The following is a 25,458-nucleotide window of genomic DNA, read 5'->3' as shown; positions in this document are numbered from 1 at the left end:
TGAATTTTCACCAATCTCAGCTCCCTAGCGGGCGTGGGCAGATTTGACGACCGATCATCGGCCAGTTTCGCAGGCGACAATCAGCCCCTCCCCAGTCCGGAAGTCTGCTGCTTCGGTAGGAAGAGGAAAAAAGATGGTGACGATCGCTACGACCGGTGGTGAAAACACGGAAATTGGGCGATCGGGGACAGGCTGCTGCATGACTGAGATCGGTCTCCGTTTGCGATCGCCGTCGCCATCTGTGATTGCTAACCGAGTGAAACTAGAGATATCACAAGCATGATGGGCGATCGAGCAATGATGAGCACGCATTCCCCCAAATCTGGCCAGCGTCCAGAGGACAACGTGCGGGCGATCGCCGACGCGTTGGCCGTCTATCTCGCTTGGTCGTTTCGCAACAGTGTGACGCAGGTCAAAAAAACAACAACCGCTACCCCGGAAGTGCCCGCTGCGGGGCGGTCAGCTTCGGATTCCCAACCAGCAACCACGGTCGAAGCCATGGCCGACCAACCGCCAGCCGGTTTGGCCGACTCTGGGGCCCCGTCTGCAACTTCGGAGAACGCTGAGGATGACTCAGTAAATTTACGTAGATTGACCCAGTTCGCGCAACCGGGCCCGGACGCGATCGAGCCGATCCTTTCCTCTGAGTCATCTTCTGAGTCACGGCCGACGGCTGAACTGCGGGTGGGAACAGAACCCTCCCGCCAATTGCCAGGGTTAACTGCGGCCATGACCACCACGGAAACCATGACCAGCGGCGTGAATTTCCCAAGTGAGCGATCGAGCACTACAGCTCCGACTCAAGGATCGCCAGACTCCGATTGGGTAGATTTTTGGGCCGATCCTTGGGATACGGCTCTGGAACCGGGCATGGGTTAAACCGGTTCTCACTCGATCACCTAGCGATAATCCTCTCAGCCGATTTTCACGGTCGAACTATTCTGACCAACTAGGGCGAATTTTCTGAACCGGCCGCCCTAAACCAGCCAGCCCGTTTCGTCATCATTACTCTTGCGCGGGTCGATCGGGCCCGAGACCGAACGGCGCGGCGGCAATCGGCGCGGGGTCGGCGCATTGGGACGAGTCAGGGGCTTCGGCAGGTTGCGATCGTTCATCGGGTCGATCGGGGCGGGGGCAACCGGCGGAGCCAAATTCAAAATGCGGGGTTTGCTGCGGCGCTCCGGCACGATCGGGGCTGCCAACTTAGCCGGCAATTGTGGTGGTGTGCTGGCGGGAAGGCTACGGCTAGCGATCGCCGGGGCCGCAGGTTCCGATTGCTGAGCTAACCACAACCGCAACCCATCCTCGATCGCATTTCCAGGTGCATCGGTCAGTTCCAACACCCGATTGATCAAGGTCGGATCCAAGAAAACCGTATATTGCTCGCGATGTTGGCTGGACTGACCGGATGGGGCGGATGGTGCAGACATGGAAAGCGTAGCGATCGGGTGGGCAAATAACTAGCTCCATTGTCGCCTGTTTTGGGGCCGATCGCCCATTGACCTGGGGCGCAACCAATCTCGAACGGACGATCGGCGGGTCAACCTCACTCGGGCAGACGACAGCCACCGATCGGCCGCTAGCAGGCAGGCAACCAATAAGCCATGGGGCGGAAATTGGCTTAGCCAATTGGCCTGGCAGGATTCGGCAAAAAATTGGCAAAAAAAAAAGGAGAGTCGTTGCGGACTCTCCCAGTCATCAGGGTGCATCTACTTAGCACAGTATAACAGTAGGAGGGCGAGGGGTGTCACCCCCTTTTTTGAAATTTTGATGAACTCTTGGAAATCCAGCCGGCCGATCGCCTAGCCATTCAGCAACTCCTCCAGCAATTGGTTCGTGAGCTTCGGATCCACGCGGCCGCCGCTCTTCTTCATCAGTTGCCCCACAAAGAAGCCCTTCAGCTTGGTTTTTCCAGCGCGATATTGTTCCAGTTCCGCCGGATGGGCCGCCAAAACCTCTTCGATCATGGCCTTGATCGCCCCTTGGTCAGAAATTTGCACCAACCCCTTGCGATCGACCAGGGCCTTGGGCGAGCCACCTTCCGTTAGCAGCTCCGGCAGAATGTCCTTGGCGATTTTGCCGCTGATGGTTCCATTCACAATTAACCCCACCAACTCCGCCAACTCCGCCGGTTTCAGGGCCAAGTTTTCGATCGACTGTTTTTCGTTCTTCAGCCAAGCGGCAATATCGCCCATGATCCAGTTCGCCGCCTGTTTCACATCGCCCCCAGCGGTCACCGTGGCTTCAAAATATTCCGCCACCGCCCGCTCATCGGTCAGCACCTGGGCATCGTAGGCCGACAGCCCCAACTCCGTTTCATAGCGATGGCGCTTTTGGGCAGGCAACTCCGGCAACTCCTCACGCCAAGATTCCCGTTGCTCTTCCGACACCACGATCGGGGTGAGATCCGGCTCCGGGAAATAGCGATAGTCGCTGGAGCCTTCCTTAGAGCGCATGGAAATGGTGCGTTGGCTGCCCTCTTCCCAAAGACGGGTTTCTTGGACGATCGGCTCGCCGGTTGCGATCGCCTCAATTTGGCGCTCAATTTCGTACTCGATCGCCCGCTGAATCGCGTTGAACGAGTTCATATTTTTGATTTCAACCTTCGTGCCAAAGGCCTTTTGGCCCACCGGCCGCACCGACACATTCACATCACAGCGCAGGGAACCCTCCTGCATGTTGCCGTCACTGATGCCCAAATAGCGCACGATGCGGCGCAGTTCCTTGGCATATTCCGCCGCCTCTTGGCCCGTGCGAATATCCGGCTCCGAAACGATTTCCACCAGCGGCACACCGGCTCGGTTGTAGTCCACCAGGGAATAGGCTGACCCGGCCAGGCGATCGGCCCCCGCATGAACCAACTTGCCCGCGTCTTCTTCCATGTGCAAACGGGTGATGCCAATCCGTTTGCGGGTGGCGTTTCCTTGCTTGTCCACAATTTCAATTTCCAGCCAGCCGTGCTCCGCGATCGGCAGGTCATATTGGGAAATTTGATAATTTTTGGGCAAGTCGGGATAGAAATATTGCTTGCGATCGAACTTGCTGTAGGGGGCGATCTGACAATTGAGCGCCAAGCCCGCCTTCACCGCATATTCCAACACCTTTTGATTCAGCACCGGCAGCGTGCCCGGCAACCCCAAGCACACCGGATCCACATGGGTGTTGGGATCGGCTCCAAACTCCGTGGAACTGCTACAGAAAATTTTGCTTTCCGTGCTCAGTTGGCAGTGGGTCTCGAGACCAATGACGGCTTCGTATTCGGTCTTGGCAGGCGCGGCAACGGTCATATGCTTGGCTGAACTTGCTGTGAGTGACGGATGAGAAGTTAATAAACCGAAAGTGCATGAACCAGAGTTGAATGAACCCAGAGGAACTGAGTCCGGCTGAATCAGCAGACCGATTCAGTAGACCGATTCAGTGTCCATGGCCCATAGCCCGTCCAGTATTCCTACTGTGGGTCTTTGAGCGCGATCGGCCTAGAATCCCGAGAGGGCCCCAGTTGGCATGATTGAAAGGGTGAATCAACCGTTGAGCCAGTGGCCAAATCAACTAGCCAGACCATCACCCGATCAAAAACCCGATCAAAGCGCTCGGACTTCATTCTATCGCTAGCGATCGCCCGGCCCCGGTTGGAAGCAAAACTTTTGACGGTTGACCGGGCCATCGACCGGGCGATTGGCCTAGCAATTTTGACTGGCTTTTTGACTGGAATTCATTTCCAGGATTCAACAACTCAAGGATTCAATAACGGAAGGTGGCCGTGCAACGCAAGGGGCAAATCCTGATTGGGCTGTTGGGGGTATTGGCGGTTGCGGGGCTGGGTCTGGAATGGTGGCTGCGTAGTGACCCGATTTTGAGGGCAGCGCGATCGGCCTATGACCAAGCCAACTGTGCCGCCGCAATCCCTCGGTTTCAGCAGGTGGCCGATCGATCCGCTCCGGACGATCGAGACCCAACGGCCGTGGAAAGTCGCTATCGGTTAGCGGAATGTCAGCTTTATCAAACCGCTGAACAGGCCCAAAAGGCTCGCCAATTGAACAAGGCGTTTGGAGCCTATGTGCAATTTGCCAAGATTTATCCCCACAGTGCGCTGATTGGCGCGGTGCGGGCTAATGTGCGCCGAATTTTGGATCGCACCAGTCCGGGCAGCCTGGCCAGTCCGGAAGCTTGCCGAGGGTTAACCATTCTGCTCGATCGGGCTGTGGTCAGTGCCGAACACCCCAGCGCACCGCTGTTGTTGTTGACCTGTGGGCGGCTGTTTACCCAACGGGCTGAATATGCCCGGGCTGTTCATACCTATGTGGCTCTGGAGATTCACTATCCCGATCATCCCGTGATGGAACTGTTTCCGGAGGAGCTGGCCCAATTGCTGCGATTGGGGCAATTTTCGGAATCTTCGGTGCGCAATATCTATCAGGTGATTGAGCAACGGGATTTGGATCGACTGAATTGGACAGCCCGCCCGGAACCGGATACGGACTGGATGATGGCGAATCCGCGCTCTTGGGAATTGGTGCAACAGTGGCTGGCCAATCCGGAGTCTTGGCTGATTCTGGGAGGCGGGGCGGTGGGTTTGGGGTTGGGGCTGGCGGCCAGTCGCTGGTGGCGGCACCGATCGCCCCGGCCCCGGCGATCGGTTTCCCGGCGATCACCCGTGCGAGTCACCCAAGAACGGCCTACGGGGTTTCGATTTGATGGGGGTCAATATCGCCTGACCCGGCAACAGCTCAACCAAATCAAGGCGGAACCCAGCCAGACCATTCCCAAAACCCAACCTCAGCAGGCCGATCGCCCTACGCCCTCCCCGTCTACCTCGTCGCGATCCACATCGCGATCCACGTCCTCTCGATCGACTCCACCCCCATCGGCCCCATCCCGATCGCGGCGCGATCGCCCGGCGGCCAAGCGGCCGCCCCGCCCAGACCCGAAGCCCAAGCCCCCCAAAAGTCGTGGCCCCAGCCGGGCCCTAGAAGCGCAACTGTTGCTGTTAGTGCAAAACCAGCGATCGACCGCTGAACGCTTGGTGGCCTTTGAGCGATCGCGGATGCCGGGTAAGTCGGAGGATTGGTACTGGCAAGCGGCGATCGATCGGCTCATTCGCGATCGGCGCTAATCAATAGACCTCTTGCATTAATCAAGACCCTCACCCTAAATCCCTCTCCCAAGTCGGGAGAGGGACTTGATCACCCGCCACGAGATCGCCGTAACCCAGCAGTTCTGGCTCCCCTTCGCCCACCTTGGGAGAAGGGGTTGGGGGATGAGGGCAACGAGCTGATTCGTGCAAGAGGTCTAATTGCTGCTAACCAATTGCTGCTAACCAATCGTTACTAACCCAACCAGGAATCTTCAGGGTTGAACCGGGCGATCGCGATTGGCCAACCACCAACCCAGCCCAATGCCCAGAAAGCTGCAAACCAAATCCACCCCGCTAAAGGTGCGATTAGGGGACAGGCTTTGTAACCATTCTTCCGCCGCCGTCCAAATTGCAAAGCCCAAGGGAAACAGAGGCCAAGCGCGGCCGCCCAGGCGGATGGTTTTCCAGCGGCTGAAGCGGTGGCCCAGGTAGCTGCCCATGGCGTAAAGGATGATGTGGCCAGGGATGTCGTAGTGGGGAATTTTGCCTAAAAAACTGGGTAGATTTCCTGTGTAGGCCAGCCAAAGAATGCCGCAAAACAACAGGCCATAGAAGGGAGCCAGCCATCGCATCCAATCCACACGGGGCGATCGGGCGGCGGGCGTGGGGTCGGGTTCGCTGGGGCGATCGAGCGGTGACATAGGTGGAGTTAAGGGTCTGGAATAGGCGGCAAAGGATCCGGCAGTGATCGCACCCGCAGGTCTTGATAAAACTCCGTTTGATCCAATTCCACCTTCGATTGGGATGCCAGCAGCAGCAACGCCCAAAAGGCCCCTGCCCGATCGCTCTTGGTGGGTTGGTCACTGAGCAGCTCACCTTGACCCATTGACCCATGATGCGCGATCGTCAGCGGAATTGCCTGGGGGCCCGTGCGGGGGACTTGAGCGACCAATTCATCAAAACTCAGCCATCGATCGCCAAAGGGGCGCAAAAATGCCGCCAAGGCCTCCGAAACTTCCCCTAGGTTTTCTTGGTGCGCCAACTGCTGCACCGCGCGCATTTTTTGACGGCGGTTGGGGCGGCGGGTTTTGCGGGGGCGGGCCGGTTGGGTGGCCAACAGGCTGGCCACCTGCTGCAATTGCTCAATCATGTCGCCCAAGGACACGCGCCGCTGGCCGGTTTGGGGAGCCACTCCGCGCCGCTTCAGGCATTGTTCCAAATGCAGGGGCAACCGACCACGGGCGATCGCCTCAATGGCAGCTTCCGCTTCTTCTTCCCAATCATCGCCTTCTGTCAGCGGTGGAAATTCGGCCAGGGTCAACCGGTTCGCCTTAATCAACACCAACAGGGCCGCCGAAACAAAGGCCTGAGCCGATCGAGACAGATGTACATCGTAGGCCGCCTTACCCATTTGGCTTGCCACCGGTTCGATCGCCCGTTGCAGTTGATCCAAGTACCGATCCAACACCTCCACGGCCCGCACATCCCACGGGTCGATCGACCCCTGTTCCGCCATTTCAATCAATGAGGCGATCGTTTCTTGGATGACTAATCCAGCCATAGGCGACGGTAAAGAGGGGGCGTGGAAATAGTTGAGTTAGCGTGCTGGGGTTGGAAAACTTGGGTTAAAAAACGGGCTGAAACACTAGTGATGACCCAGGGATTCCCGATTGGATTGTTGCAACCACTCGATCGTCCGGCGACAGCCTTCCTCAAAGGACACTGGAGCACGATAACCCAAGCGGGTTTCCGCCTCTGTTAAGGGTAAATGCCATTGGCAGCGGTAGAGAGCCGAAAGCTCCTGATTCAAAGGCGACAACACTGGACGCGGCCGCTGGCCGCTGGCTCGTTTGCGTTGGGCTTGCAAACCCGATAGCAGTGTCCCCACCAGGCGCATTCCCCGTAGCGTTTCCCGCAACTCTTCCTTCACACTGGGGCGAAAGGCTTCGATGTTGACGTTGGGCAGTTGGTCAAAGGATTGACCGAGGGCGGCCGCGATCGGGCGGTAAAGGTCAGCCCAGGTCACCACTTCCTGATCCCCAATGAAAAAGGCCGCGCGATCGACCTTGGCCGCTTCGGCCGCCAGCGCAATCCCATGAACTAAGTTATCCACATAGACACTGTTGCAAATGCCGCGCCCATAGTCCGCTTGGTAAGCCACGCCATCGGTGACCGCATTGGCGAAAGCCTCGATCCAAGTGGACTTGGGGCCCCAAACAATCCCGGGGCGGATGATGACTAATTCGGTTTTGGTCTGTGCTCGATCGGCCTGTAAGCGCCACTCTGCCCTCACCTTGGCGTTGTTGTAGGCGATCGGGTAGTTGTCCCGCAGGGGGCTTTTTTCCGTGGTGCCGGGGGCCGGCGCTTGGCCATGCACCACGGCACTGCTGAGATAGATAAATCGTTTCACCTCAGCATCGGCGGCCGCCTGGTAAACCACGGGCGCGTTTTTGCGCACAAAACTGGGACTACCGGCCAGGCAATAGACCGCCGCTTGGCAACCCGTCAGGGCTTGGGCCAGGGAAGTCGGTTTGGTGGCATCAGCGATCCGGGCGATCGCCCCTTCCGGCACGCGCTTGGGCACCGATCGCCCGATCGCCACCACCGTGAAGTTCGGATCCTGCGCCAAAATCTCCACGACCCGCTGGCCAATAAACCCGCTGGCCCCAATTACGCCCAAGGTTACGGTCATCGTTGCCCACTCACTCCATAGCTCGGAAAATTTGGATTGGGAAATGGGGACAGTGATCGAAAATCTCGAAATCGAAAGTATCAAAATCGAAAATATCGAAAATGATGTTCTAGTCCCGCTCCGTGCGTACCCATTCCGTCTGTCGCCGCTTCAGGAATCCCAAATAAATCGGCACTTTTTGCAGCACATAGATCGGAATCATCAGCAACATTCGGGCTGACAGGAACGGCCGCCCCACTCGCCACCAAGCCAGGCCGATCGCCCCAAACAAAACCAACCCCAGCACCCCCATCCCGATTGCAGGTTGCCAACGCCCCACCAGGGCCCCCACACCGGTCACCGCGATCGCCGCACCCACCCAAATCATCACCAAAAACGACAGGGGCGGCACTAGCAAATCCAACCCCATCACCAGCAGGGGGCCATTGCCGGTGCGAATGGCACGCCCCAACAACGGCGGCACAACGGAAATCATCGTTTGCAAATGACCATGCTCCCAGCGGGTGCGTTGGCTGGTGGCGGCGCTTTCGGCCTGGGGCAACCGACCGGTCACGGGCGCATCGGGACAAAACAACGGCGGCGAGCCGGCCACCGTCAGATCAATGCCCATTTGCATATCCTCTACCAGATTGCCGCTAGCCAGGGGCAGTTGGGCGATCGCTTGCCAGGGAAATGCCATCCCCGTTCCATTTAACAGACAGGGCAACCCCAACCGCCGCAATCCCTCCGATCGGGCAAAATTCTTGACCGCAAAGGCAAAGGCCGAAACCCGCCGCGCCGCGCTGGGCGATGGCGGCAGTTCCATCAAATAGCGTCCTTGCACCGGGCGATCGTGCTTCAGCGCCCATTGCCCCAAGCGATCTAGGCTGCCCGGCTCCAGGGTGCAATCCGCATCCACAATCACCACCACCTCCGGCGGCTCCTGGGCCAACACCCGCACCCCAAAATCGAGAGCATAGCCCTTGCCCCGCTGCTCGGTGTTGAAGCGCTCCGCCACATCTGCACCGGCCGATCGAGCCAGTTCCGCCGTGGCATCGGTGCAGTTATCCGCCACCACCAGAAGCCGATCGCCCGGTTGCAACTGGGGCTGAATGGCTTGGATGGTTGTCCCGATCGAGGCCGCCTCATTGTGAGCCGGAATCAGCACCGCCACCCTGGGCCGTCGCCAACCCGCCGTGGAGGGCGATCGGCCAAAACCCGGCAACAACCCTCCCACCAAACACTCGATCGCCAACATCGCGATCGGCAACGACACCAGACCCGTCACCCCCCACAGGGCCCACTCCACCCCCAAGGCGACCTCAACCACCCCAGATTCAAGCAGCAGCGGCGGCATCGGTTGCCAGATTGAGAAGCAGTTAGCCATAGGTCGATCGCCTGAGAAATAAAGAGTCTTGTGGTGATTAGTTGAGCGAATCGCCTTCGCCACCCCCAAGGGCCAACTCAGGGCCTCATGAGCGCCGAATTTGCGTCAAATCTGCGCCAAATAGGTCAATCACCGTCACTTTACCTAGCTGAAATATCAGTCGCAATACTCGTCAAAACACCCTTAATCGGCTCCATTCTGCCTAAAACCACAGGGCTTGCAAAGGGCTTCAGTCAAGAATTGCCAGATTAGGAGAACTTCCCCATTATCTCCAATTGGCTTAATTCAACCCCAATTCAGACTCGATTCAACTGGGGAAATTCACTAGTCAGTTTTTTAAAGACTTTTTGAATGATTGATCGAAAAACGATGGTCTTGATGCCCTCAATCACGGTGGGCATTATGATAGCTTCATAAGGATCTGGGGTGCAAGCCAACATTGGGCAAGGCCATTACAGCTATTAATTGGGCATCGCGATTAGACCCTGGATGAAACAGGCAAATTGGATCGTTCAACTGAGCCATTGAATTCGGCCATTAGACCAATTTTGACCTAATGGGGAAATTAACCCTGAGGCTGTTCCCCAAGGGTGGATGAATATCACGAGTGCAGCGAGTGTATTTGACCAGATATCTGGAGCGATCAGCATTTTTGTCTTTCGAGCCACTGATTATCCATCTCTCATCACTGCACAATCACTCTGAGTGTCACATCTCAATAACTACCTATTTTGGAGAGGCTGCCATGACCTCGATCGCACCCAAGGTTCCGATTCTGAACATCACGCTCGACAACATTTCCCAACAGAAGTTGTTGGCAAATTTGAAACGGGGCGGTTGGGTGACCACGCCCAATATTGACCATTTGGTTAAAACTCGGAGAGATGAGGTTTTTGACACGATCTATCACAAAGCCGATTACTTGGTTTGTGATAGCCAGGTTTTGATTTTTGTGGCCAAGCTGATGGGCTACCACATCACTGACAAAATCTCGGGATCCGATTTCTTTCCGGTTTTTTATGAATACTATGCCCATGACCCAGAGATGACTATTTTTCTGCTGGGGGCCATGGAGGGAGTGGCCGAAAAGGCTCGCCATCTCATTAATGAAAAGGTGGGTCGCGAAATGGTTACGGGGGTTTATTCGCCGCCTTTTGGCTTTGAGCGCGACCCGGTGGAATGCGCCAAGATTGTTGACTTGATTAATCAATCGCGGGCTAATGTTCTGCTGGTGGGAGTTGGCGCACCCAAGCAAGAAAAGTGGTTTTATCGCCATCGCCATTTGCTGAAACATGTGACGGTGGCCTTTGGTTTTGGGGCGACGATCGACTTTGAGGCGGGCAATGTGCCCCGATCGCCCCGCTGGATGAGCCATGTGGGTTTGGAGTGGCTATTTCGGTTGTCCTGTGAGCCAAAGCGTCTTTGGCGGCGCTATTTGGTGGAGAGTTTGCCGTTTTTTATGGATTTGGGGGCGGCCCTGTTGGGTCGCTACCGACTGCACCGACCGATCGGGATCTTGCTGCAAGAGGCGGGATTTTTAACCGAAGGGCAATTGCAGGAGCTAATTGAGTGGTATGAACTACGCCAGCCGCTACCCCTAGAACAAATTCTGTTAGCCAAGGGCGTGGTGCAGCCACCGGTTTTGCAGTTTTTTGAAACAGTTTTGCCACGGTTGGGCGAGCGATCGGGGGTGGATCTCCAGTCGCGATCGGCGATCGTTCAGCTCTGCGAACAGGCTGGATTATTGACCCCTCAACAACTCCGGGAGTTGGAAGCCGGTGACAGCCCATCACCGGAATTGGTGGCGATCCAGCGAGGGTGGTTGAGCGCCCAAATGGTGCGGCTGTTGCAATTGGCAATCCCGTCCGGCGGCCTGACCCTGAAGCCCGAGGCGGCCCTTTACCGAGCTGGGTTGATTGATTTTGATTGGATTGCGGCGGCTCGGGCCTATCAACGCAATCCCCAGTGGCTAACGTTGGGCGAGTTGGCGGTGGCTCGGGGCTTAATTTCCCATCGTCTCCTGGTGTTTATGCAGGAACACCAAGCAGAACTGTCAGCCTTGCCCGATCCCCAGGCCCTGCGCGATCGGTTGGAGGCGGCGGGGTTGGGCACACCCCACGGTTTGGAGAGGACAGTTTAGCGGCCAGGGCCGTTGAGATATTCGATCGTCCCTCGGGCGATCGCCCAGGCCATTTGCGATCGCCAAGTGGGATTGGTCAGCAGGGCCGCATCTTGTCGGCCCGTCACAAAACCGGTTTCCACCAAAATTGAGGGCATTCGACTGTTACGCAGCACATAGAACCGAGCCGTGCGCACCCCGCGATTGCGCATGAACGGAAAGGCGCGCATGATGCTTTGTTGCACCGCCTGGGCCAACTGGCCACCGGACTGGTGGTAGTAGGTTTCCACGCCGCTCACGTCCGGGCGATTAATGCCCGCTGAGTTGGCATGGACGCTAATAAACACGGTGGCATTAATGCGGTTAGCCAACTGGGTACGCCCATCAAGGCTGATGAAGGTGTCGTCATCGCGGGTCAAAACCACGTCGGCCCCTTGGCGACGCAGCAGAGCCGCCAGTTGCAGACCAATATCCAAAACCGCTTGCTTTTCTTGCAGCCCCCCAATCCCGATCGCCCCGGGATCGCGACCGCCATGGCCCGGATCCACCACAATGCGCACCCGCCGATTCAACATCGGCAAACCGCCCAGGCGAGGATCGGGGTAATCGTTCACCCAGCCGGGCGATTGGCCAGAGTTGTCCGGTTGACGGGGCCAAGGCCGCGGCGGTAAAGGATTGGCCGTGGGCGGGTTGGCAGCGGGGGGATTCACGGCGGTGGTGCTGCCGATCGGCTGGGCAATCACCAAGCTCTCTTCGGCGCGAGCCTGCCAATCGGGGCTGCTCGGATCCACCACCAACAAAACTCGCACCCGAGGCGGATACCCACCTCGTTGGGGAGTGACGATCAGACGGGTTACGCCCGCTCGGCCGCCCACGAGTCGATCGACCCCATTGGAGATCGAGGCGTTATCTAACCAAATTTCGATCTGTCGGCGATCGGGGCTGCGGTTCACCGTAATGCCAGGAGTTCCGCCGCTCACCCGCAGGGCCAATCCGCCCTCAGACAGTTCCACCCCCTCCACTTGGGCGATCGGGGAGTTGCCGCCCGATCGTTCCAAAACCTCTCGCAATGCACCGGGAATCCAAGGACGATCGGAACCGTTGGAATTATTGGGGCTATTGGGAGGCGTGGGTTGTGGGCGATTCCGCTGGCCAGGAAGCACAAGCTGCTGGGGAGGCTGCTGGGCAATTGGTTCTCCGCCCAGTTCCACCGTCCATTGGGTCGGAGACAAGCTGCGCACCCGTACCCGATCGGGATCAATGCGATAGCCCGGTTGGAATTCGATCGCGATGCGGGTGGTGTTGCGATCGGGCTGGCCCACACGCACCGCTCGCACCATGCCCCCAAACCGCTGTTCCTGAACCGGTTGGGCCAAGGTGGTGTCTGGCAGGTCAATGGCCAGGCGATCGGGCCCCGACACAATTTGGGCCCGGGGCTGCACCCCTTCATCAGTCGTGAAGCTCAATTGATTGCGTGCCGGATCAAACCGCCAATTCAGCAGTTGCCCGGCCTGGGCTGGCAACGCTGCCACCAACGATCCCAGCAGCCCCAACAGCCCGACGGCTGCCATTTGCTTTCCGGGGGCCGACTTCCGGCCATCGCCAAACAAACGCAAAGCAACCAAAATTGATCTCCAACAAACCAAAACTGCCGGGCTGATTGGGCGATCGACATTGGCCCGTCTTGGGTGTCACTTCAGACCCATGCGATCACGCCCCCTTGCCGAATGCAGTTTAGCGCCCAGGCGAAATTTTGACCAAATTTGCTCGTTAGAGATCTACAAACGCAGCAGCAAATTCGGCCCGTGGGTGTCTGTCCCGCAAGTCATCATCAGCCCAAATCGTTCCGCCAACTCTTTTACTCGGGCGGTTTGATCGGGGCTAGGAGTCCAAGGATTGGGATTGTTATAGGCATAGTAAGCCTCCACCCCATCAATCCCTAGGGTTGCCGCCGCCATAATCAGGGGCTTGGCATCCAGGCGATAGCGAGCGGGGTGAGCCAGCACGGCAATGCCCCCCGCTTGTTGGATGGCGTGAATCACTCGATCGGCGTAGTAATACTCATCGCGCACGGGTCGCCCTTGCAAATAGGGCTGAATCACATCAGCGCTGATATCAAAGGCATAGCCCAGGATATGCACCTCGGTTCCCAGCAACCCTGCATTAATTTCAACCCCCGTCCACAAATGGGGAACCACCAGCTCAGGGTTCACCGACTTAGCCAATTGCAGCGCCTTCGCCGCCGCGAGATAGCCATTCACACTGTGGTGATCGGTAATGGCAAAGCCCTTGAGACCAATTTGCAGGGCCTGGTTAATCAAATCGGTGGGGCTGAGGCGGCCATCGGAGGCCGTTGTGTGCATGTGAAAGTTGTAGTGACGCGGGCAACTCGTCGGAGTCAAAGATTGGAATACGTCCCGCAGCAGCGCCTGGTCTTCAGCCGTCACCGAAGCTGTCACCGACAGCGGACTCAAGCCACGGGTAACGCGAGCTGTCATAGCGACACTCCCAAAGAATGGAGAAAAATGGCTTCACCAATCTTAAACAATTTTTAAAGACTTTCTGTTGCAATTCGTCGTGTGCCATGCATTCGTCATAAATGGTCTTTGGTCAAAAAAGAGACTCTCTAGAATTTTGATGATTTTAAATGCAAATCAAACTACTTTTTGACGATCCCAAACTTTTAGAAAGTTTTTAAAAAGTTTGAGAAACAGGCAAAAAAATTCCCGGCCGATTCTCACGCCTGCCATTGGTCTGCTGGAGGTGGGGATAGACCGGGCTAAAACTGCCCCAACACTGGGATCAGAAGAGTTAGTAGCGTTAGGAGAGTGAGCAACAATCAATTGATGGCGGTTTGGGTCGCCACTTCACCCGATCGGTTGCTGAGGGAGTCTGGATTGGTGCGCGGCTGCAAGAGACGGGGAGCGCGATCGAGCGTCAACTCTTGACTGAGACCCTCGCGCGCATCATCCCGATTCAGCAAACTGCAAATCAGCTCGCCGGGCCCATGGGGGTCAAACACATGGCGGATGCCATCCAGCCCGACCCAAATTCGGCGGCGGCAGTTGTAGGCCGATCGGGGCCGTTCCACCCCATCCACCGCCACCGTGGCCCGAAACTCCCAGTGTTTCTTGGCACTGCGCTGAATTTTCAGAATGCAAATTTGCTGACCATGCCAGGGCCGACAAAAATCCGCCGCTTGGGCTGCCGGTGTTTCCAGCCCCCAAATCAGCCCCCCCAGCAAGCCCCCCAACAGCAGGAACCCAGCCAGCACCAAACCGACCCGCCAGTTTCCAATCCAACGCTTTTGGATCAATCGCCCCTTTGCCACTAGAGCACACCCTTGGAACTGGGAATTTTGCCAGCACGACGCGGATCCACCTCGATCGCCATGCGCATCGCTCGGGCAAAGGCCTTGAACGTGGCTTCGATGATGTGGTGCGAGTTGATGCCATCCAGTTGGCGAATGTGCAAGGTCATTTGCGAGTGATTCACCACCGCCACGAAGAATTCCCGCACCAATTGGGTGTCGTAGGTTCCCACCCGTTCCGTGGGGATTTGCAGCCCATAGCTCAAATGGGGCCGGCCGGAAAAGTCCAACGCCACCTGCACCAAGGCCTCGTCCAAGGGGGCGACAAAGTGCCCAAACCGGACGATGCCCTTGCGATCGCCCAAAGCCTGATGCAGCGCTTGGCCGAGGGTAATGCCCACATCTTCGTTGGTGTGGTGATCATCAATATGCACATCCCCAGTGGCTTGGATATCCAAATCAATCAGCCCATGGGAGGCAATTTGATCAAGCATGTGATCCAAAAAAGGCACGCCGGTCTGGGCAGAGCAACGGCCCGTTCCGTCCAAATTCAAACCGACATGAACATCGGTTTCGCCAGTTTTGCGGCTGACGCGGGCGGTGCGATCGGGCGTGAGGATGACGGGGCGATCGAGCATCGGTTCAGTGATTGGCTCGGTGATTGGCTCGGTGGTTTGCATGATTTGAGGAACGATCGGAGGGCAAACGGCAACAGGGGCGATCGGGCAAAGGGGGGGCAAACAGGGGCGATCGCCCGTCTTGCCCCCATGGGTTATGGGTTACGAATCCCAGGATGAATCTCAGGCTGTGGAGAATGGGGCCAACAGCTACATTCCACAGCTACATTCCAACGATGTTGTAGCCCGCGTCCACGTAAATCACCTGGCCCGTAATCCCGCTAGACAAATCGCTGCACAAAAAGGCCGCCGTATTGCCCACTTCCACTTGGGTGACCGTGCGGCGCAGAGGGGCCGTTTCTTCCACGTGGTGAATCATGTCCAAAATGCCGCCCACCGCCGAAGAAGCCAGCGTCCGAATGGGGCCCGCCGAAATGGCATTCACCCGAATTCCCTTTTCACCCAATTCCGTGGACAAGTAGCGCACGCTGGCTTCCAAGGCCGCCTTGGCCACGCCCATCACGTTGTAGTTCGGCACGGCCCGCACGCTGCCCAGGTAGCTGAGGGTGATGATGCTGCCGTTGTCGTTCAGCAGGGGCTTGGCTGCTGCTGCCAACTTGGTCAGGGAATAGGCGCTGATGTCTAAAGCGCGGGCAAAGCCTTCGCGGGACGTGTTGCTGAAATCTCCGGTCAGTTCTTCCTTGCCAGCAAAGGCCAGGCAGTGGATCAAGATGTCAAAGTTGCTCCACTTGCTCTGGATGGTGGTGAAGGTTTCGGCCACCTGGGCATCGTCCTGCACATTGCAGGGCACCAGGAAGGTGGGGTTGAGGGGTTCAATCAACTCGGCCACTTTCTTTTCGGCCTTGCCCTTGTCATCGGGGAGATAGGTGGCGGCAATTTCGGCCCCGGCCGCGTGGAGCTGTTGGGCAATGCCCCAGGCGATCGAGCGGTTGTTGGCAATCCCCGTAACGAGGGCTTTTTTTCCAGAGAGGTTGAGCAGCATAGGTGTTCTAAATTTCAGCAACAGAATCTCAAATCACAAAATCCCAACACCAACTCAAGATCCCAACACCAACTCAAAATCCCAATCACCGAGTCCCGAGGGCGTTTCCCTTGGCGATCGGGTCAGCGATCGGGCGCGCGGGGCTTGATGGGGCAGTGGTGGGTTGCAAAGTTGCCATTCAATGGGGATTGGCAGCCCGTTGTTGACTCAAACCGTATCAGAGGCTACAACGAGCGAATTACAATGTTCGAGATTGTAGTGCTGCGAAGGTGACCTGAATCAGTTTAGACCGGTCAGGGGCTTCTGAAAGACCTTCGCGGGTTTTGAGTTTTGGGCTTGGCGATCGCGAACCTAATCGATTGAGATCGGGTTTTGTATCCACCTCTCAAAAAATCAAATCCGAAAAAAATGCGCGAATCGATCGCGCTTGGTATAACGTTTCTCAGTAGTTCGGCAGTTCGGCGCAGCGAGATGCCCTTATCAGTAGACAAGCCTTTAGCCGTTGTTTTCCGCCAACTGAGCGGAGATTCTTTCTCACCGCCCACTGAGCGGTTTGATCGGGGCAAAACGATTTTTTTCCCGGGTGATCCGGCTGAACGGGTTTACTTTTTGGTGAAAGGGGCCGTGAAACTCTCCCGTGTCTACGAGGCCGGCGAGGAAATTACTGTGGCCCTGCTGCGCGAAAACACGGTTTTTGGGGTGTTGTCGCTCCTGACGGGCAATCGATCGGATCGCTTCTATCACGCCGTGGCCTTCACGCCCGTGGAGTTGCTGTCGGTGCCGATCGATCGGGTGGAAAAGGCCCTCAAGGATGATCCCGACTTGGCCATGGTGATGCTTCAGGGATTGTCATCGCGAATTTTGCAAACGGAGATGATGATCGAAACCCTGGCCCACCGCGACATGGGATCTCGGTTGGTGAGCTTTTTGCTGATTCTGTGCCGGGATTTTGGGGTTCCCAGCTCCGATGGGATCACGATCGATCTGAAGCTCTCTCACCAAGCCATTGCCGAGGCGATCGGGTCCACGCGGGTCACGGTGACTCGGCTACTCGGGGATTTGCGCGATCGCAAGGCCATCTCAATCCACAAAAAGAAAATTACGGTACACAACCCCGTGAGCCTGGGGAACCAGTTTACCTAACCATCCAACGTCCTCGCCCAAACTATCATTGCAAAGGCCTAGATTGTTGGGCAAAGGCCGCTTAAGGAGCGATCGCACAGAGGGCGATGACGATCGGGTATGTACTAATTTTGCTAGCCACCTTGGTGTTAGGTGGGGCGATTGCCACCATGGGCGATCGGCTCGGCACCCGCGTGGGCAAAGCTCGCCTCAGCCTGTTCAACTTGCGACCGCGCCAAACGGCCACCCTCGTCACGATCGTGACCGGCAGCCTGATTTCCGCCTCCACCTTGGGTCTGTTGTTCTTGGCGGGCATTTTTGAACTTGAGGAAATTCAAACGCGCCTGGGGCGGGCCCGGCGGGAACTGGATCAAGCCCGCGTCCAACAGGATCAGGCCCGCGCTGAACTGAGCCAAATCAACCGATCGCTGCAAGCCTCCCTGGCCAGGCAAGCCCAAACCCAAAATCGCCTCAATGTGGCCCAAAAGCGTCTGCTCCAGGCCGATAAACAATTCCGACTCGCCAAGGCCCAACTCACCCAGGTTTCCCGCCGGGCACGGCAACTGCTGAGCGACATCAAAACCCTCCAGGGCGAGCGGCTCAGCCTGCAAAGCGACCTGCAACGCCTTGGGGGAGAAAATCGCCAACTTCAGGGGGATCGATCGCGTCTTTTGGATGAGCGATCGGCCCTCGATCGCCAGAATCAAACCCTAATTGCCCAAAACCGCGATCGCACCGTCCAAATCCGCGATCGGGAACAGCGGCTCAAGGACGTGGAATCCCGGCTGCAAGATGCCAACCAGCGGTTTCAGTCGGCCCAATCGGAGCTGCAATCCTTAGAAGTTTCCGTTCGGCGGCTGGAGCGAGAATCCCAGGCCCTGCGGGAAGGAAACGTGGCCCTGCGGCGGGGCGAAGTGTTGGCGGCCGGCATTTTGCGAATTCCCTCGCCCGAAATGACCCAAGCGGCGATCGAGCGGTTGTTAGTGGCCGCCAACCGCGCCGCCCTCGAACGCACCCAGCCGGGCATCGGAGCCAATCAACAGGCCATTTCTCTCTCGCGGGGAGAGGTGGAGCAGGTGATCTCTCAAGTGCGCGATGGTCGCGAATATTACGTGAAAGTAATTTCCACCGCTAACTATCTGACCGGCGAAGAACCGCCCATCCGAGTTGTTTTGGATGTGGCGCTGAATCAAATTCTCTTTACCCGTCGCGAAACCCTGGCGATGTCTTCCCTGGATCCTGCCAACCTGTCGCAACCGGAACTGCGCGATCGCCTGGAACTCGCCTTGGGCCAAGCCCTGTTTCGGGCCCAGCGAGCGGGAGTCGCCGCCGATGGCTTCCGGGTGGAAAATGTGCCGGGCTTGATCCAATTTGTGCGCTGGCTGGAGTCTCAAACCCAACCCGTTGAGGTGCGGGTGATTGCAGCCCGCGACATTTACACCGCCGGCCCCCTGTCCCTGTCCTTTGTGGCAGTTCGCAATGGCCAGGTGCTCTACGAAATTGAACCACCCCCAAACACCCCGATTGAATCCCGTCGATCGACTCGCCCCAGGCGCATCGGGTAAGGAAATCTTGCACATTGGGAAATCTTGCGCATTGGCCGGCCCGCCTCAATGGGGCGAGATCGGGTAGGGGCGTAACGGCGTAACAACGACGAGCGATTTGGCGATCGAGACCATCTAGCTTATTCCAGATCGAGATGATCCAATGTTTCGATCGCTAGGCTCACTTGGGCCTGTCGATCGCGCAGGAACCGATCGCACTGTTGCAGGCGATCGACCGCAGTGGTGAATTGATCAAAAGCTTGATCCAAATCCAAGTCGCCCGTTTCCAGTTGCCGCACGATCGTTTCCACCTCGGCCATGGCCGTTTCGTAATGCCAATCGGGGGCGGTTTCAGGAGGGCTGGGTTGGGCTTTAGCGCGGGGCATGATCAAAAAGCAATAGCGAGCAGGTAACAGATCACAATCATAGACAAGGGGTTGAACCCCCTTGCCCCCAACGATATCGCATTCTGCTGAGGCGGTCAGGGTGGAGGCGGGCGGGTGGCGATCGCGCCTTGCGGGAATTCTTGCGGGAATTCTTGCGGGAATTGTAGTCACGGGCCGGGAGTTTTAAACTGACGATCGCTCCCTATGCCCAACTCACCAATGATTTCCGCCCAAGAAGCTGAAGCGATCGCCCTACGGATCACGCCGCCAATCACCGACACTGAATCGATCGCCAGCGTGGCGGCCCTAGGTCGGGTGTTAGCGGAACCGGTGCGATCGCGCTTGGACTTTCCCCACTGGGACAACTCCGCCATGGACGGCTACGCGGTGCGCCAAGCTGACCTGGCTCAGGGGCCAACAGAATTGCAGGTGATTGAAACGATTCCGGCTGGGGTGGCTCCGCAACAAACTTTGGGCCCCGGCCAGGCAGCGCGGATTTTCACCGGGGCGATGATGCCGCCGGGGGCCGATGCGATCGCCATTCAAGAGGACACGGAACCGGCCGGGCCCGATCGGGTGAAGGTGTTGAGCCAGCCGGCCGTGGGGGAATTTGTGCGGGCGAAGGGGATGTTTTGCCGATCGGGCGATCAGATTTTGCCCGCTGGGTTGGCGATCGGGCCCGCTGAATTGGCAGTGTTGGCGGCGGCCCAGTGCGATCGGGTCACGGTGGTGCGGCGGCCGCGGGTGGCGGTGTTTTCCACGGGCGATGAACTGGGCACGATCGATCAACCCCTACAACCGGGGCAAATTGTCGATTCCAATCAATACGCCCTGATCGCCTTTTTGCAACAAATGGGTGTGGAGCCGATCGCCCTTGGGGTGGTGCGGGATGATCGCGCCGCTTTGAAAGCTGCCGTTGAACAGGCGATCGACCAAGCGGATCTGGTGCTGTCCACGGGGGGTGTGTCCGTGGGGGATTATGACTATGTGGATGCGGTCTTGGCGGAGTTGGGCGGCGAAATTCACGTCAAATCCGTAGCCGTGCGGCCCGGGAAGCCCCTGACCCTGGCCACCTTTGGCCCCAAGGTCTATGTGGGCTTGCCGGGAAATCCCGTTTCGGCCCTGGTGGGTTGTTGGCGGTTTGTGGCTCCCCTGTTGCGGAAGTTGTCGGGGCGATCGGGCCCCCACGGGGTGCAGTGGCTGACGGCGCGATCGGTGCAGGATCTGCAAGGGGCCGGGCGGCGAGAAACTTACCTTTGGGGATCGTTGCAGATCATCGAAGGGCAACTGGTCTTTAGCCTGGCCAAAGGCAGCCACAGTTCTGGCAACTTGATTAACCTAGCGGGAACCACCGCCCTGGCCCAAGTTCCCCAAGGAACCAGCGAAATCGCCGCCCACAGCGAAATTCAAGTGCTGCTGCTGGGTGGAGCCGTTGGGTGATCGCTGGACTGAACCCGATCGACCTCCCCCGCCATCCCCTTGGTTGGATCACTCATTAATTGGTGTAATTCCACCGAGCCCGATATCCCCGATTATCCAAATGGGTAAAGGAGGAGCCATAGCCCAAACCACCGGGCCACCAGGGATCCAAAATCCGTTGGGCCGCACGCGGCGACAACCCCGCCACCACAAAGTCCACACCATGGCCCCGAATGTGGGTTGAGTTGCGGGCCCCACCCACGGCCCGGTTCACGGCCGGGGGCCGATACCAGCTCGTGATGGTGATGGTGCGATTGCCCAGCCGGGCCCGCACCTCTTGCATTCGCCGGGCCATGGCAATGATGTTTTGGGTGATGGTGGAATTTTCGGGAATCCGCGTGCCATCTTTGGTGGCTTCACCCCAACTAAAGTTACCGCCCGCAATAATCGGGTCACGAGTCCAGACCGTACCCAGCCCGGGCACTTGAATCCGCCGTCCCCGATCGGGCACAGGGGTCGGGGTAGGGGCCGGGGTGGGCCTGGGGACAGGTGCGGGCGCAGGGGCAGGCACAGGTACGGGAGCAGGCGCGGGCGCAGGCTGAGGATCCCGAGGTGAGGGATAGTCATCCACATTCAGCAGGGTGATATGGCCCTCAAAAATGAACCATTCCAGCCGGTTATTGATAGGTTTCACCAGCCGAATCCGCAGGTGATCGCCCACGTCCTCATAGCTGCGAATTTGGAATTCTCCGGGGGAAAGAGCCACCTTTTCCGCATTGCCCAAGCTGCTGGCCTGTAGGGGGCGGGTTTTGAGGAAGGTACTGGTTTTCACCAACATGGTGGCCGGTTCCAAAAAGTCCGCATGGCCCCGGTAAACAAACCATTCCCGTCGATCACGGATTGGCTCCACGGTCAGGATTCGATAGTGGGTTCCCTGCTCGATCGAGTCAATCAGCGACAGTTCCCCGGCGGGCATGGCGGCCACTTCGTTTCGCGGCAGGGCGCTAGCCTGAACCGGTTGACTTTTGAGGACGGTGTTCTGTTTTAGGATCATCACCTGCCATTGCATGGTGCGCAGATCCGTTTCCAGGGAGCCGATCGCGGCCTGCTGGGTTTCCAAACCGCGCCACAGTTGCACCAACCGAGTCAAAGCACCCTGTTGATTTGGGGTTGCTCGGTAGGCGGCTGGCAACCGCCGCAGAAAAGAGAGCAATTCCCGATCGAGCTGGGCGGCGGCGGTGCTGGCTTCGGGGGCCGCCGGATTCGCAAACACAATCGGATTCACCCCCAAGCTGGTGAGGGCCGCGTTGCGATTGTCCAAATCTCGCCACATGCGGACGGTTTCGGTGGCCGCATTGCGCTGAGTGCCGCTGCCCGCATAGAACTCCGGAACCCGCAGCACAAAGGCCAGCAGGGCCGGATCGTAATTACGGGGCAACAGGCTTAAGTTGCTGTCGCTGAGTGAGGCGATCGCCGATTGGCGCGAATCCAGTTGCCGCCAAATTTGCACCAACCGCAACAGGGCCTCTCGCTGGTGCGGAAAGCCGGAATAGTTGGGCGACAAACGCCGGATGAAGGTGACCAAGGCCGTGTCCAGGGCCGCATCGGTGTAGTTCAAGGCGGGCAACCCTAAGGAAACCAAGGTGTCCTCCCGGGTGGCCAGGCCGCGCCAAATGCGGGTCGCTTCAATCAGGGCTTCCCGTTGATGCACGTAGCCTTGATAGAACTGGGGCAGACGCTCGATCGTGTCGAGCAGGGCCCGATCGATGGTGAAGGTGCTGCCGGTGAGGGCGGTGTTGGCGGGAGCAATCTGGGTCGATCGCTCCAAGGTGCAAAATTGGCGATAGGCAGCCGTCAGCCGATCAAGCGAGCAACCAGCCAGAATTGGCCCGCCAATGGTTTTGTCTTCAAACCCCCGAGCCAACACAGCCAACACTTCAGGGCTATATTGTCCAGCGTTCACCTGCCAAATTCGATCGGCCTTCCAACCGGATTGGATCAAAGAATCCGTTAACCGTCGCACCAACAGGGCCGCTTCCATCACCTGATCCGGCAGGCTGTCCACCTGTTCTTGATCCGCACTGGTTAAGCCCAACCCCCTTTCCCCTTCTGGGGTTGGCTGATCATGGGCTTCCTGGAGCGCGGGCAAAATGGGCATATGAATTCCCGCTCGCTGGGCAGCCAGGTGAAACAGATGCGCGTCCCGATCAAGTGCGGTGGTAGCCATGGGTCCAGCCAATCCGTTAAATACGTTTAAATACGTTTGCAGGGTTTAGACAGCCTTGAAGGAGCGTTGAAGGCCGAATCAGAATCTGTTCAGACAATTCAGACCATGGGGCGATCGCGCCACTTGCGGCCAAAACATTCCCCACTGTACATTGCGATATTTGCAAACGGGTCGATCGCTATGCCCTTGTCTCCTCAGTCCTCGCTGGCGGCGATGGCCGCTGCCCTTGCTCCCGGCCTTCGGGCGATCGCCACCGATATGGACGGCACCTTGACCCGATCGGGTCGATTTTCCAGTCACCTGTTTTTAGCCTTGGAGCGCTTGCAACAGGCCGGAATTCCCGTCCTGATCGTCACCGGGCGATCGGCCGGTTGGGTTAGCGCCTTGGTGGAATACCTACCGATCGCAGGGGCAATCGCGGAAAACGGCGGTCTGCTCTATCGGCGCGATCGACCCGAGGGACAATGGCTAGTGGACGTAACCGACCCAATCGCCCATCGCGATGCCTTGGCCGATGTCTTTGGCATCCTCCAAACGGAATTTCATCATCATTTTCCCCACCTGCACCCGGCCCCCGATAACCGCTTCCGAATCACCGATTGGACTTTTGATCTGGCAGATTTGCCGGGCATCGATCGCCAAACCCTATCGGCCATGGGGGAATCGTTGGCGGCCTTGGGCTGGGGATTTACCTACAGTGCCGTGCAAGCCCACATCAAGCTCCCAGAACAAAACAAGGCTGCGGGACTCCAACGGGCGATCGAACTGTTGTGGCCCGGTTGTTCCCTCGATCAAATCCTGACGATCGGGGACAGCCCCAATGATGAAAGCCTGTTTGACCCGGCCCTTTTTCCCCGCTCCGTCGGCGTGGCCAACGTGCGTCCCTACCTCAGCGAGCTGCTCCATCAACCGGCGCACATCACTCCCAGCGCTGAGGGAGAAGGTTTCTGCGAACTAGTGGCCGCTATTCTCGCTCATTGGGCCGACTGAGCCTCTATGTTCAAAGGATTTTCTCAAAGATCCAGCAATTCTCTCCCCTTCAATAGTTTGAGCAACTGGGTACGATTTTTCCAGCGTTCAACTCTGCCATCTCTGTAGATTTTGGCAATAAAGGGCGCTTGGTTGCCCTGGCTGAACCGTTCTAATTTGGGTAACACCTCAACAAATAAGGCAGCCATTTGCTGACGGTTCAAGTTGCCTGACACTAAGATGAAAACCCTTGCTTCAGCACGGGCGATCGCCCCCAATTCCAGCTTATTGGTTCCAATCGCCTCATCTTTAGTCAGCACGACCCAACCCCGATCGCCCACCACCGTCAACCACTCTGGGTCAGGGGTATTTTGGGCAAAAAAATTGCCATGATGCTCAACTTGAGCACCCACTTCCCTGAGGGCCTTGGCCACCGACTTTCCGAGGCACCAATCAATGAAGAAAATAGGGCGATCGGCTGGAGTCACGCGGCACGGTTTTGAGCTTCAAACTGAATGGCAGCCTTAATTTGTGCAGGAGAGCAATCAAACTCATCTGCTACATCGTCGATCGAGTCACCCGCATCAATCAGGCTAACAATGGCAGCGGTAGGCACTCCCTGACCTGCAATGACCGGCTTACCAAACCGAATGGATGGGTCGAGGAAAATAATCTTGTCAGTGCCTGGCTCAGGAACCCACTCAATGATGGGAAAAAATCGGTTGGCGATTCCCTCTGCGTTCCACTCAATGCGGGTCAGCAGGTGTTTCAAGGTTTCGCGCATGGCAAGCTGGCCCGATCGGGAAACATTAACCAGCCGATCCACTTGATCCACAAACAAATCAACCCCATCGGTTTGAAACCGTCTCATCACCAATGGGTGAGCCGTGTCAAACTGCTGGCTCATGTAATCTAGGGCATTGCGAACTTTATCAAGCTTGACCTGATGGGTTTCACGAATAATTCGCAAAACATGAGCCTCTACCAGGTTTGTGAACGAGAGCTGGGGCAGAGCTAAATCGGGCCGCTGAATCAGTGGCTCAAACGCTTGCTGACCAATTTGGGTGGCATAGGAACGCCCCTTAAGCCAAGAGCGCAGCGTCACAACTGGGATACGCAAATACCGCGCAGCATCCGTCACCGAATACGCTGGGGTGTTATAGATATCGTCATCCCACTTCACCATGTGTTGCCCAAAACAGTTTTGCTGACCAAGCGTTATCGGATTTTTGCTGAAGACTGAGGCAGCACCTAACCAGGGCTAATTAATCACAATGATGCCATTGCAGTGATCAGGAAACTCGATCAAGCAATCTGAGCGATTTGTCTAAGGGATTTGTTGGTTACCTGAAATCGCAGTGTCGCAGAAACTAAGCGGGTGATGGGACTCGAACCCACGACATTCAGCTTGGGAAGCTGACGTTCTACCACTGAACTACACCCGCGCGGTTGTTACTTTACCCCAATTGCTTGCCTTTGAGCTACTGAATCAACCTCTAGCCAGCCCTCAAGCAAGGGGGATTGGTGGGCTGATTCTCGGCTTGGGGGCCCGGAATTTTGAGCGCGGATAGTATTCTAGCACTGGACTTTCTCGCGCGATCGCCCCTGGA

At 57.5% G+C, this 25,458-nt stretch carries 23 protein-coding genes and 1 tRNA gene; 7 read left to right on the top strand and 17 right to left on the bottom strand.

Features of this window, described 5'->3' with window-relative positions; genetic code table 11:
* Window positions 1–54: 54 nt before the first annotated feature.
* Window positions 55–201, bottom strand: a complete 147-nt coding sequence (locus ACZA91_RS14290; RefSeq protein ID WP_190355185.1) for a hypothetical protein — start codon at window positions 199–201, stop codon at window positions 55–57.
* A 96-nt stretch (window positions 202–297) separates the two neighbouring features.
* Here ACZA91_RS14290 and ACZA91_RS14285 point away from each other — a divergent pair, with 96 nt between their 5' ends.
* Window positions 298–879, top strand: a complete 582-nt coding sequence (locus ACZA91_RS14285) for a hypothetical protein (protein WP_463182919.1) — start codon at window positions 298–300, stop codon at window positions 877–879.
* A 98-nt stretch (window positions 880–977) separates the two neighbouring features.
* Here ACZA91_RS14285 and ACZA91_RS14280 read toward each other — a convergent pair whose 3' ends face one another.
* Both ACZA91_RS14280 and gatB read right to left on the bottom strand, forming a co-directional pair.
* Window positions 978–1,430 carry a hypothetical protein gene (locus tag ACZA91_RS14280; protein ID WP_463182917.1) on the bottom strand — a complete coding sequence of 151 codons (453 nt, stop codon included), beginning with the start codon at window positions 1,428–1,430 and terminating at the stop codon, window positions 978–980.
* Between the two features lie 372 nt (window positions 1,431–1,802).
* The gene (gene gatB / locus ACZA91_RS14275; protein ID WP_463182915.1) at window positions 1,803–3,287 is read right to left on the bottom strand and encodes an Asp-tRNA(Asn)/Glu-tRNA(Gln) amidotransferase subunit GatB; all 1,485 of its coding nucleotides are present in this window, start codon (window positions 3,285–3,287) and stop codon (window positions 1,803–1,805) included.
* A 467-nt stretch (window positions 3,288–3,754) separates the two neighbouring features.
* Here gatB and ACZA91_RS14270 point away from each other — a divergent pair, with 467 nt between their 5' ends.
* Complete coding sequence (locus ACZA91_RS14270; protein WP_463182914.1) at window positions 3,755–5,113, top strand: tetratricopeptide repeat protein; 1,359 nt, start codon at window positions 3,755–3,757, stop codon at window positions 5,111–5,113.
* Window positions 5,114–5,346: 233 nt separating this feature from the next.
* Here ACZA91_RS14270 and ACZA91_RS14265 read toward each other — a convergent pair whose 3' ends face one another.
* The 4 genes from ACZA91_RS14265 to ACZA91_RS14250 form a co-directional block, all read right to left on the bottom strand.
* The gene (locus ACZA91_RS14265) at window positions 5,347–5,775 is read right to left on the bottom strand and encodes a VanZ family protein (protein WP_234406956.1); all 429 of its coding nucleotides are present in this window, start codon (window positions 5,773–5,775) and stop codon (window positions 5,347–5,349) included.
* A gap of 8 nt (window positions 5,776–5,783) precedes the next feature.
* The gene (locus ACZA91_RS14260) at window positions 5,784–6,635 is read right to left on the bottom strand and encodes a segregation/condensation protein A (RefSeq protein ID WP_099533541.1); all 852 of its coding nucleotides are present in this window, start codon (window positions 6,633–6,635) and stop codon (window positions 5,784–5,786) included.
* A gap of 84 nt (window positions 6,636–6,719) precedes the next feature.
* Complete coding sequence (locus ACZA91_RS14255) at window positions 6,720–7,766, bottom strand: NAD-dependent epimerase/dehydratase family protein (protein WP_463182911.1); 1,047 nt, start codon at window positions 7,764–7,766, stop codon at window positions 6,720–6,722.
* 109 nt (window positions 7,767–7,875) lie between these two features.
* Window positions 7,876–9,132, bottom strand: a complete 1,257-nt coding sequence (locus ACZA91_RS14250) for a glycosyltransferase family 2 protein (RefSeq protein ID WP_463182908.1) — start codon at window positions 9,130–9,132, stop codon at window positions 7,876–7,878.
* A 745-nt stretch (window positions 9,133–9,877) separates the two neighbouring features.
* Here ACZA91_RS14250 and ACZA91_RS14245 point away from each other — a divergent pair.
* Complete coding sequence (locus ACZA91_RS14245) at window positions 9,878–11,272, top strand: WecB/TagA/CpsF family glycosyltransferase (RefSeq protein ID WP_099533538.1); 1,395 nt, start codon at window positions 9,878–9,880, stop codon at window positions 11,270–11,272.
* On the opposite strand, the gene ACZA91_RS14240 is transcribed toward ACZA91_RS14245, so the two are convergent.
* The 5 genes from ACZA91_RS14240 to fabI all read right to left on the bottom strand — a co-directional run bounded on the left by ACZA91_RS14240 (window position 11,269) and on the right by fabI (window position 16,178).
* Window positions 11,269–12,876: an N-acetylmuramoyl-L-alanine amidase gene (locus ACZA91_RS14240; RefSeq protein ID WP_143473033.1), complete on the bottom strand. Its 1,608-nt coding sequence runs from the start codon at window positions 12,874–12,876 to the stop codon at window positions 11,269–11,271. The genes ACZA91_RS14245 and ACZA91_RS14240 overlap by 4 nt on opposite strands.
* A 153-nt stretch (window positions 12,877–13,029) precedes the next feature.
* Window positions 13,030–13,749, bottom strand: a complete 720-nt coding sequence (locus ACZA91_RS14235; protein ID WP_393010942.1) for a PHP domain-containing protein — start codon at window positions 13,747–13,749, stop codon at window positions 13,030–13,032.
* A 341-nt stretch (window positions 13,750–14,090) separates the two neighbouring features.
* Window positions 14,091–14,582: a hypothetical protein gene (locus ACZA91_RS14230; protein WP_463182901.1), complete on the bottom strand. Its 492-nt coding sequence runs from the start codon at window positions 14,580–14,582 to the stop codon at window positions 14,091–14,093.
* Window positions 14,582–15,199, bottom strand: a complete 618-nt coding sequence (gene hisB, locus ACZA91_RS14225) for an imidazoleglycerol-phosphate dehydratase HisB (protein WP_099533559.1) — start codon at window positions 15,197–15,199, stop codon at window positions 14,582–14,584. Before hisB ends, ACZA91_RS14230 begins: the two co-directional genes overlap by 1 nt.
* 202 nt (window positions 15,200–15,401) lie before the next feature.
* Window positions 15,402–16,178 (bottom strand): enoyl-ACP reductase FabI, encoded by a 777-nt coding sequence (gene fabI, locus ACZA91_RS14220; protein WP_190355293.1) that lies wholly within the window; start codon window positions 16,176–16,178, stop codon window positions 15,402–15,404.
* Window positions 16,179–16,652: 474 nt separating this feature from the next.
* On the opposite strand from fabI, the gene ntcA reads away from it, so the two are divergent.
* Window positions 16,653–17,324 carry a global nitrogen regulator NtcA gene (gene ntcA / locus ACZA91_RS14215; protein WP_099533558.1) on the top strand — a complete coding sequence of 224 codons (672 nt, stop codon included), beginning with the start codon at window positions 16,653–16,655 and terminating at the stop codon, window positions 17,322–17,324.
* A gap of 86 nt (window positions 17,325–17,410) precedes the next feature.
* Window positions 17,411–18,868 carry a DUF3084 domain-containing protein gene (locus tag ACZA91_RS14210; protein WP_190531866.1) on the top strand — a complete coding sequence of 486 codons (1,458 nt, stop codon included), beginning with the start codon at window positions 17,411–17,413 and terminating at the stop codon, window positions 18,866–18,868.
* A gap of 119 nt (window positions 18,869–18,987) precedes the next feature.
* Here the strand turns inward: ACZA91_RS14210 and xseB are convergent, their stop codons facing one another.
* Window positions 18,988–19,233 carry an exodeoxyribonuclease VII small subunit gene (gene xseB / locus ACZA91_RS14205; RefSeq protein ID WP_190355294.1) on the bottom strand — a complete coding sequence of 82 codons (246 nt, stop codon included), beginning with the start codon at window positions 19,231–19,233 and terminating at the stop codon, window positions 18,988–18,990.
* A 219-nt stretch (window positions 19,234–19,452) separates the two neighbouring features.
* Between xseB and ACZA91_RS14200 the strand changes: the two genes are divergently transcribed.
* A complete protein-coding gene (locus tag ACZA91_RS14200; RefSeq protein ID WP_463186448.1) occupies window positions 19,453–20,673 on the top strand; it encodes a molybdopterin molybdotransferase MoeA in 1,221 nt (406 codons plus the stop codon).
* Between the two features lie 55 nt (window positions 20,674–20,728).
* Here ACZA91_RS14200 and ACZA91_RS14195 read toward each other — a convergent pair whose 3' ends face one another.
* Complete coding sequence (locus ACZA91_RS14195; protein ID WP_463182898.1) at window positions 20,729–22,879, bottom strand: D-Ala-D-Ala carboxypeptidase family metallohydrolase; 2,151 nt, start codon at window positions 22,877–22,879, stop codon at window positions 20,729–20,731.
* Window positions 22,880–23,059: 180 nt separating this feature from the next.
* On the opposite strand from ACZA91_RS14195, the gene ACZA91_RS14190 reads away from it, so the two are divergent.
* Entirely contained in the window at window positions 23,060–23,869 is an 810-nt protein-coding gene (locus ACZA91_RS14190) for an HAD family hydrolase (protein WP_463182896.1), read from the top strand.
* A 23-nt stretch (window positions 23,870–23,892) separates the two neighbouring features.
* On the opposite strand, the gene ACZA91_RS14185 is transcribed toward ACZA91_RS14190, so the two are convergent.
* The 3 genes from ACZA91_RS14185 to ACZA91_RS14175 all read right to left on the bottom strand — a co-directional run bounded on the left by ACZA91_RS14185 (window position 23,893) and on the right by ACZA91_RS14175 (window position 25,293).
* On the bottom strand, window positions 23,893–24,336 hold the full coding sequence (locus tag ACZA91_RS14185; protein ID WP_099534345.1) for a PIN-like domain-containing protein: 444 nt from the start codon (window positions 24,334–24,336) through the stop codon (window positions 23,893–23,895).
* Window positions 24,333–25,034: a DUF433 domain-containing protein gene (locus tag ACZA91_RS14180; RefSeq protein WP_190355199.1), complete on the bottom strand. Its 702-nt coding sequence runs from the start codon at window positions 25,032–25,034 to the stop codon at window positions 24,333–24,335. Before ACZA91_RS14180 ends, ACZA91_RS14185 begins: the two co-directional genes overlap by 4 nt.
* 187 nt (window positions 25,035–25,221) lie before the next feature.
* Window positions 25,222–25,293: transfer RNA gene (locus ACZA91_RS14175), tRNA-Gly, on the bottom strand.
* Window positions 25,294–25,458 lie beyond the last annotated feature (165 nt).

This window comes from Limnothrix sp. CMB-01 (assembly GCF_055193175.1).
Note: the sequence above shows the minus strand (reverse complement) of the source record. Positions and strands in the feature narration are given on the sequence as shown.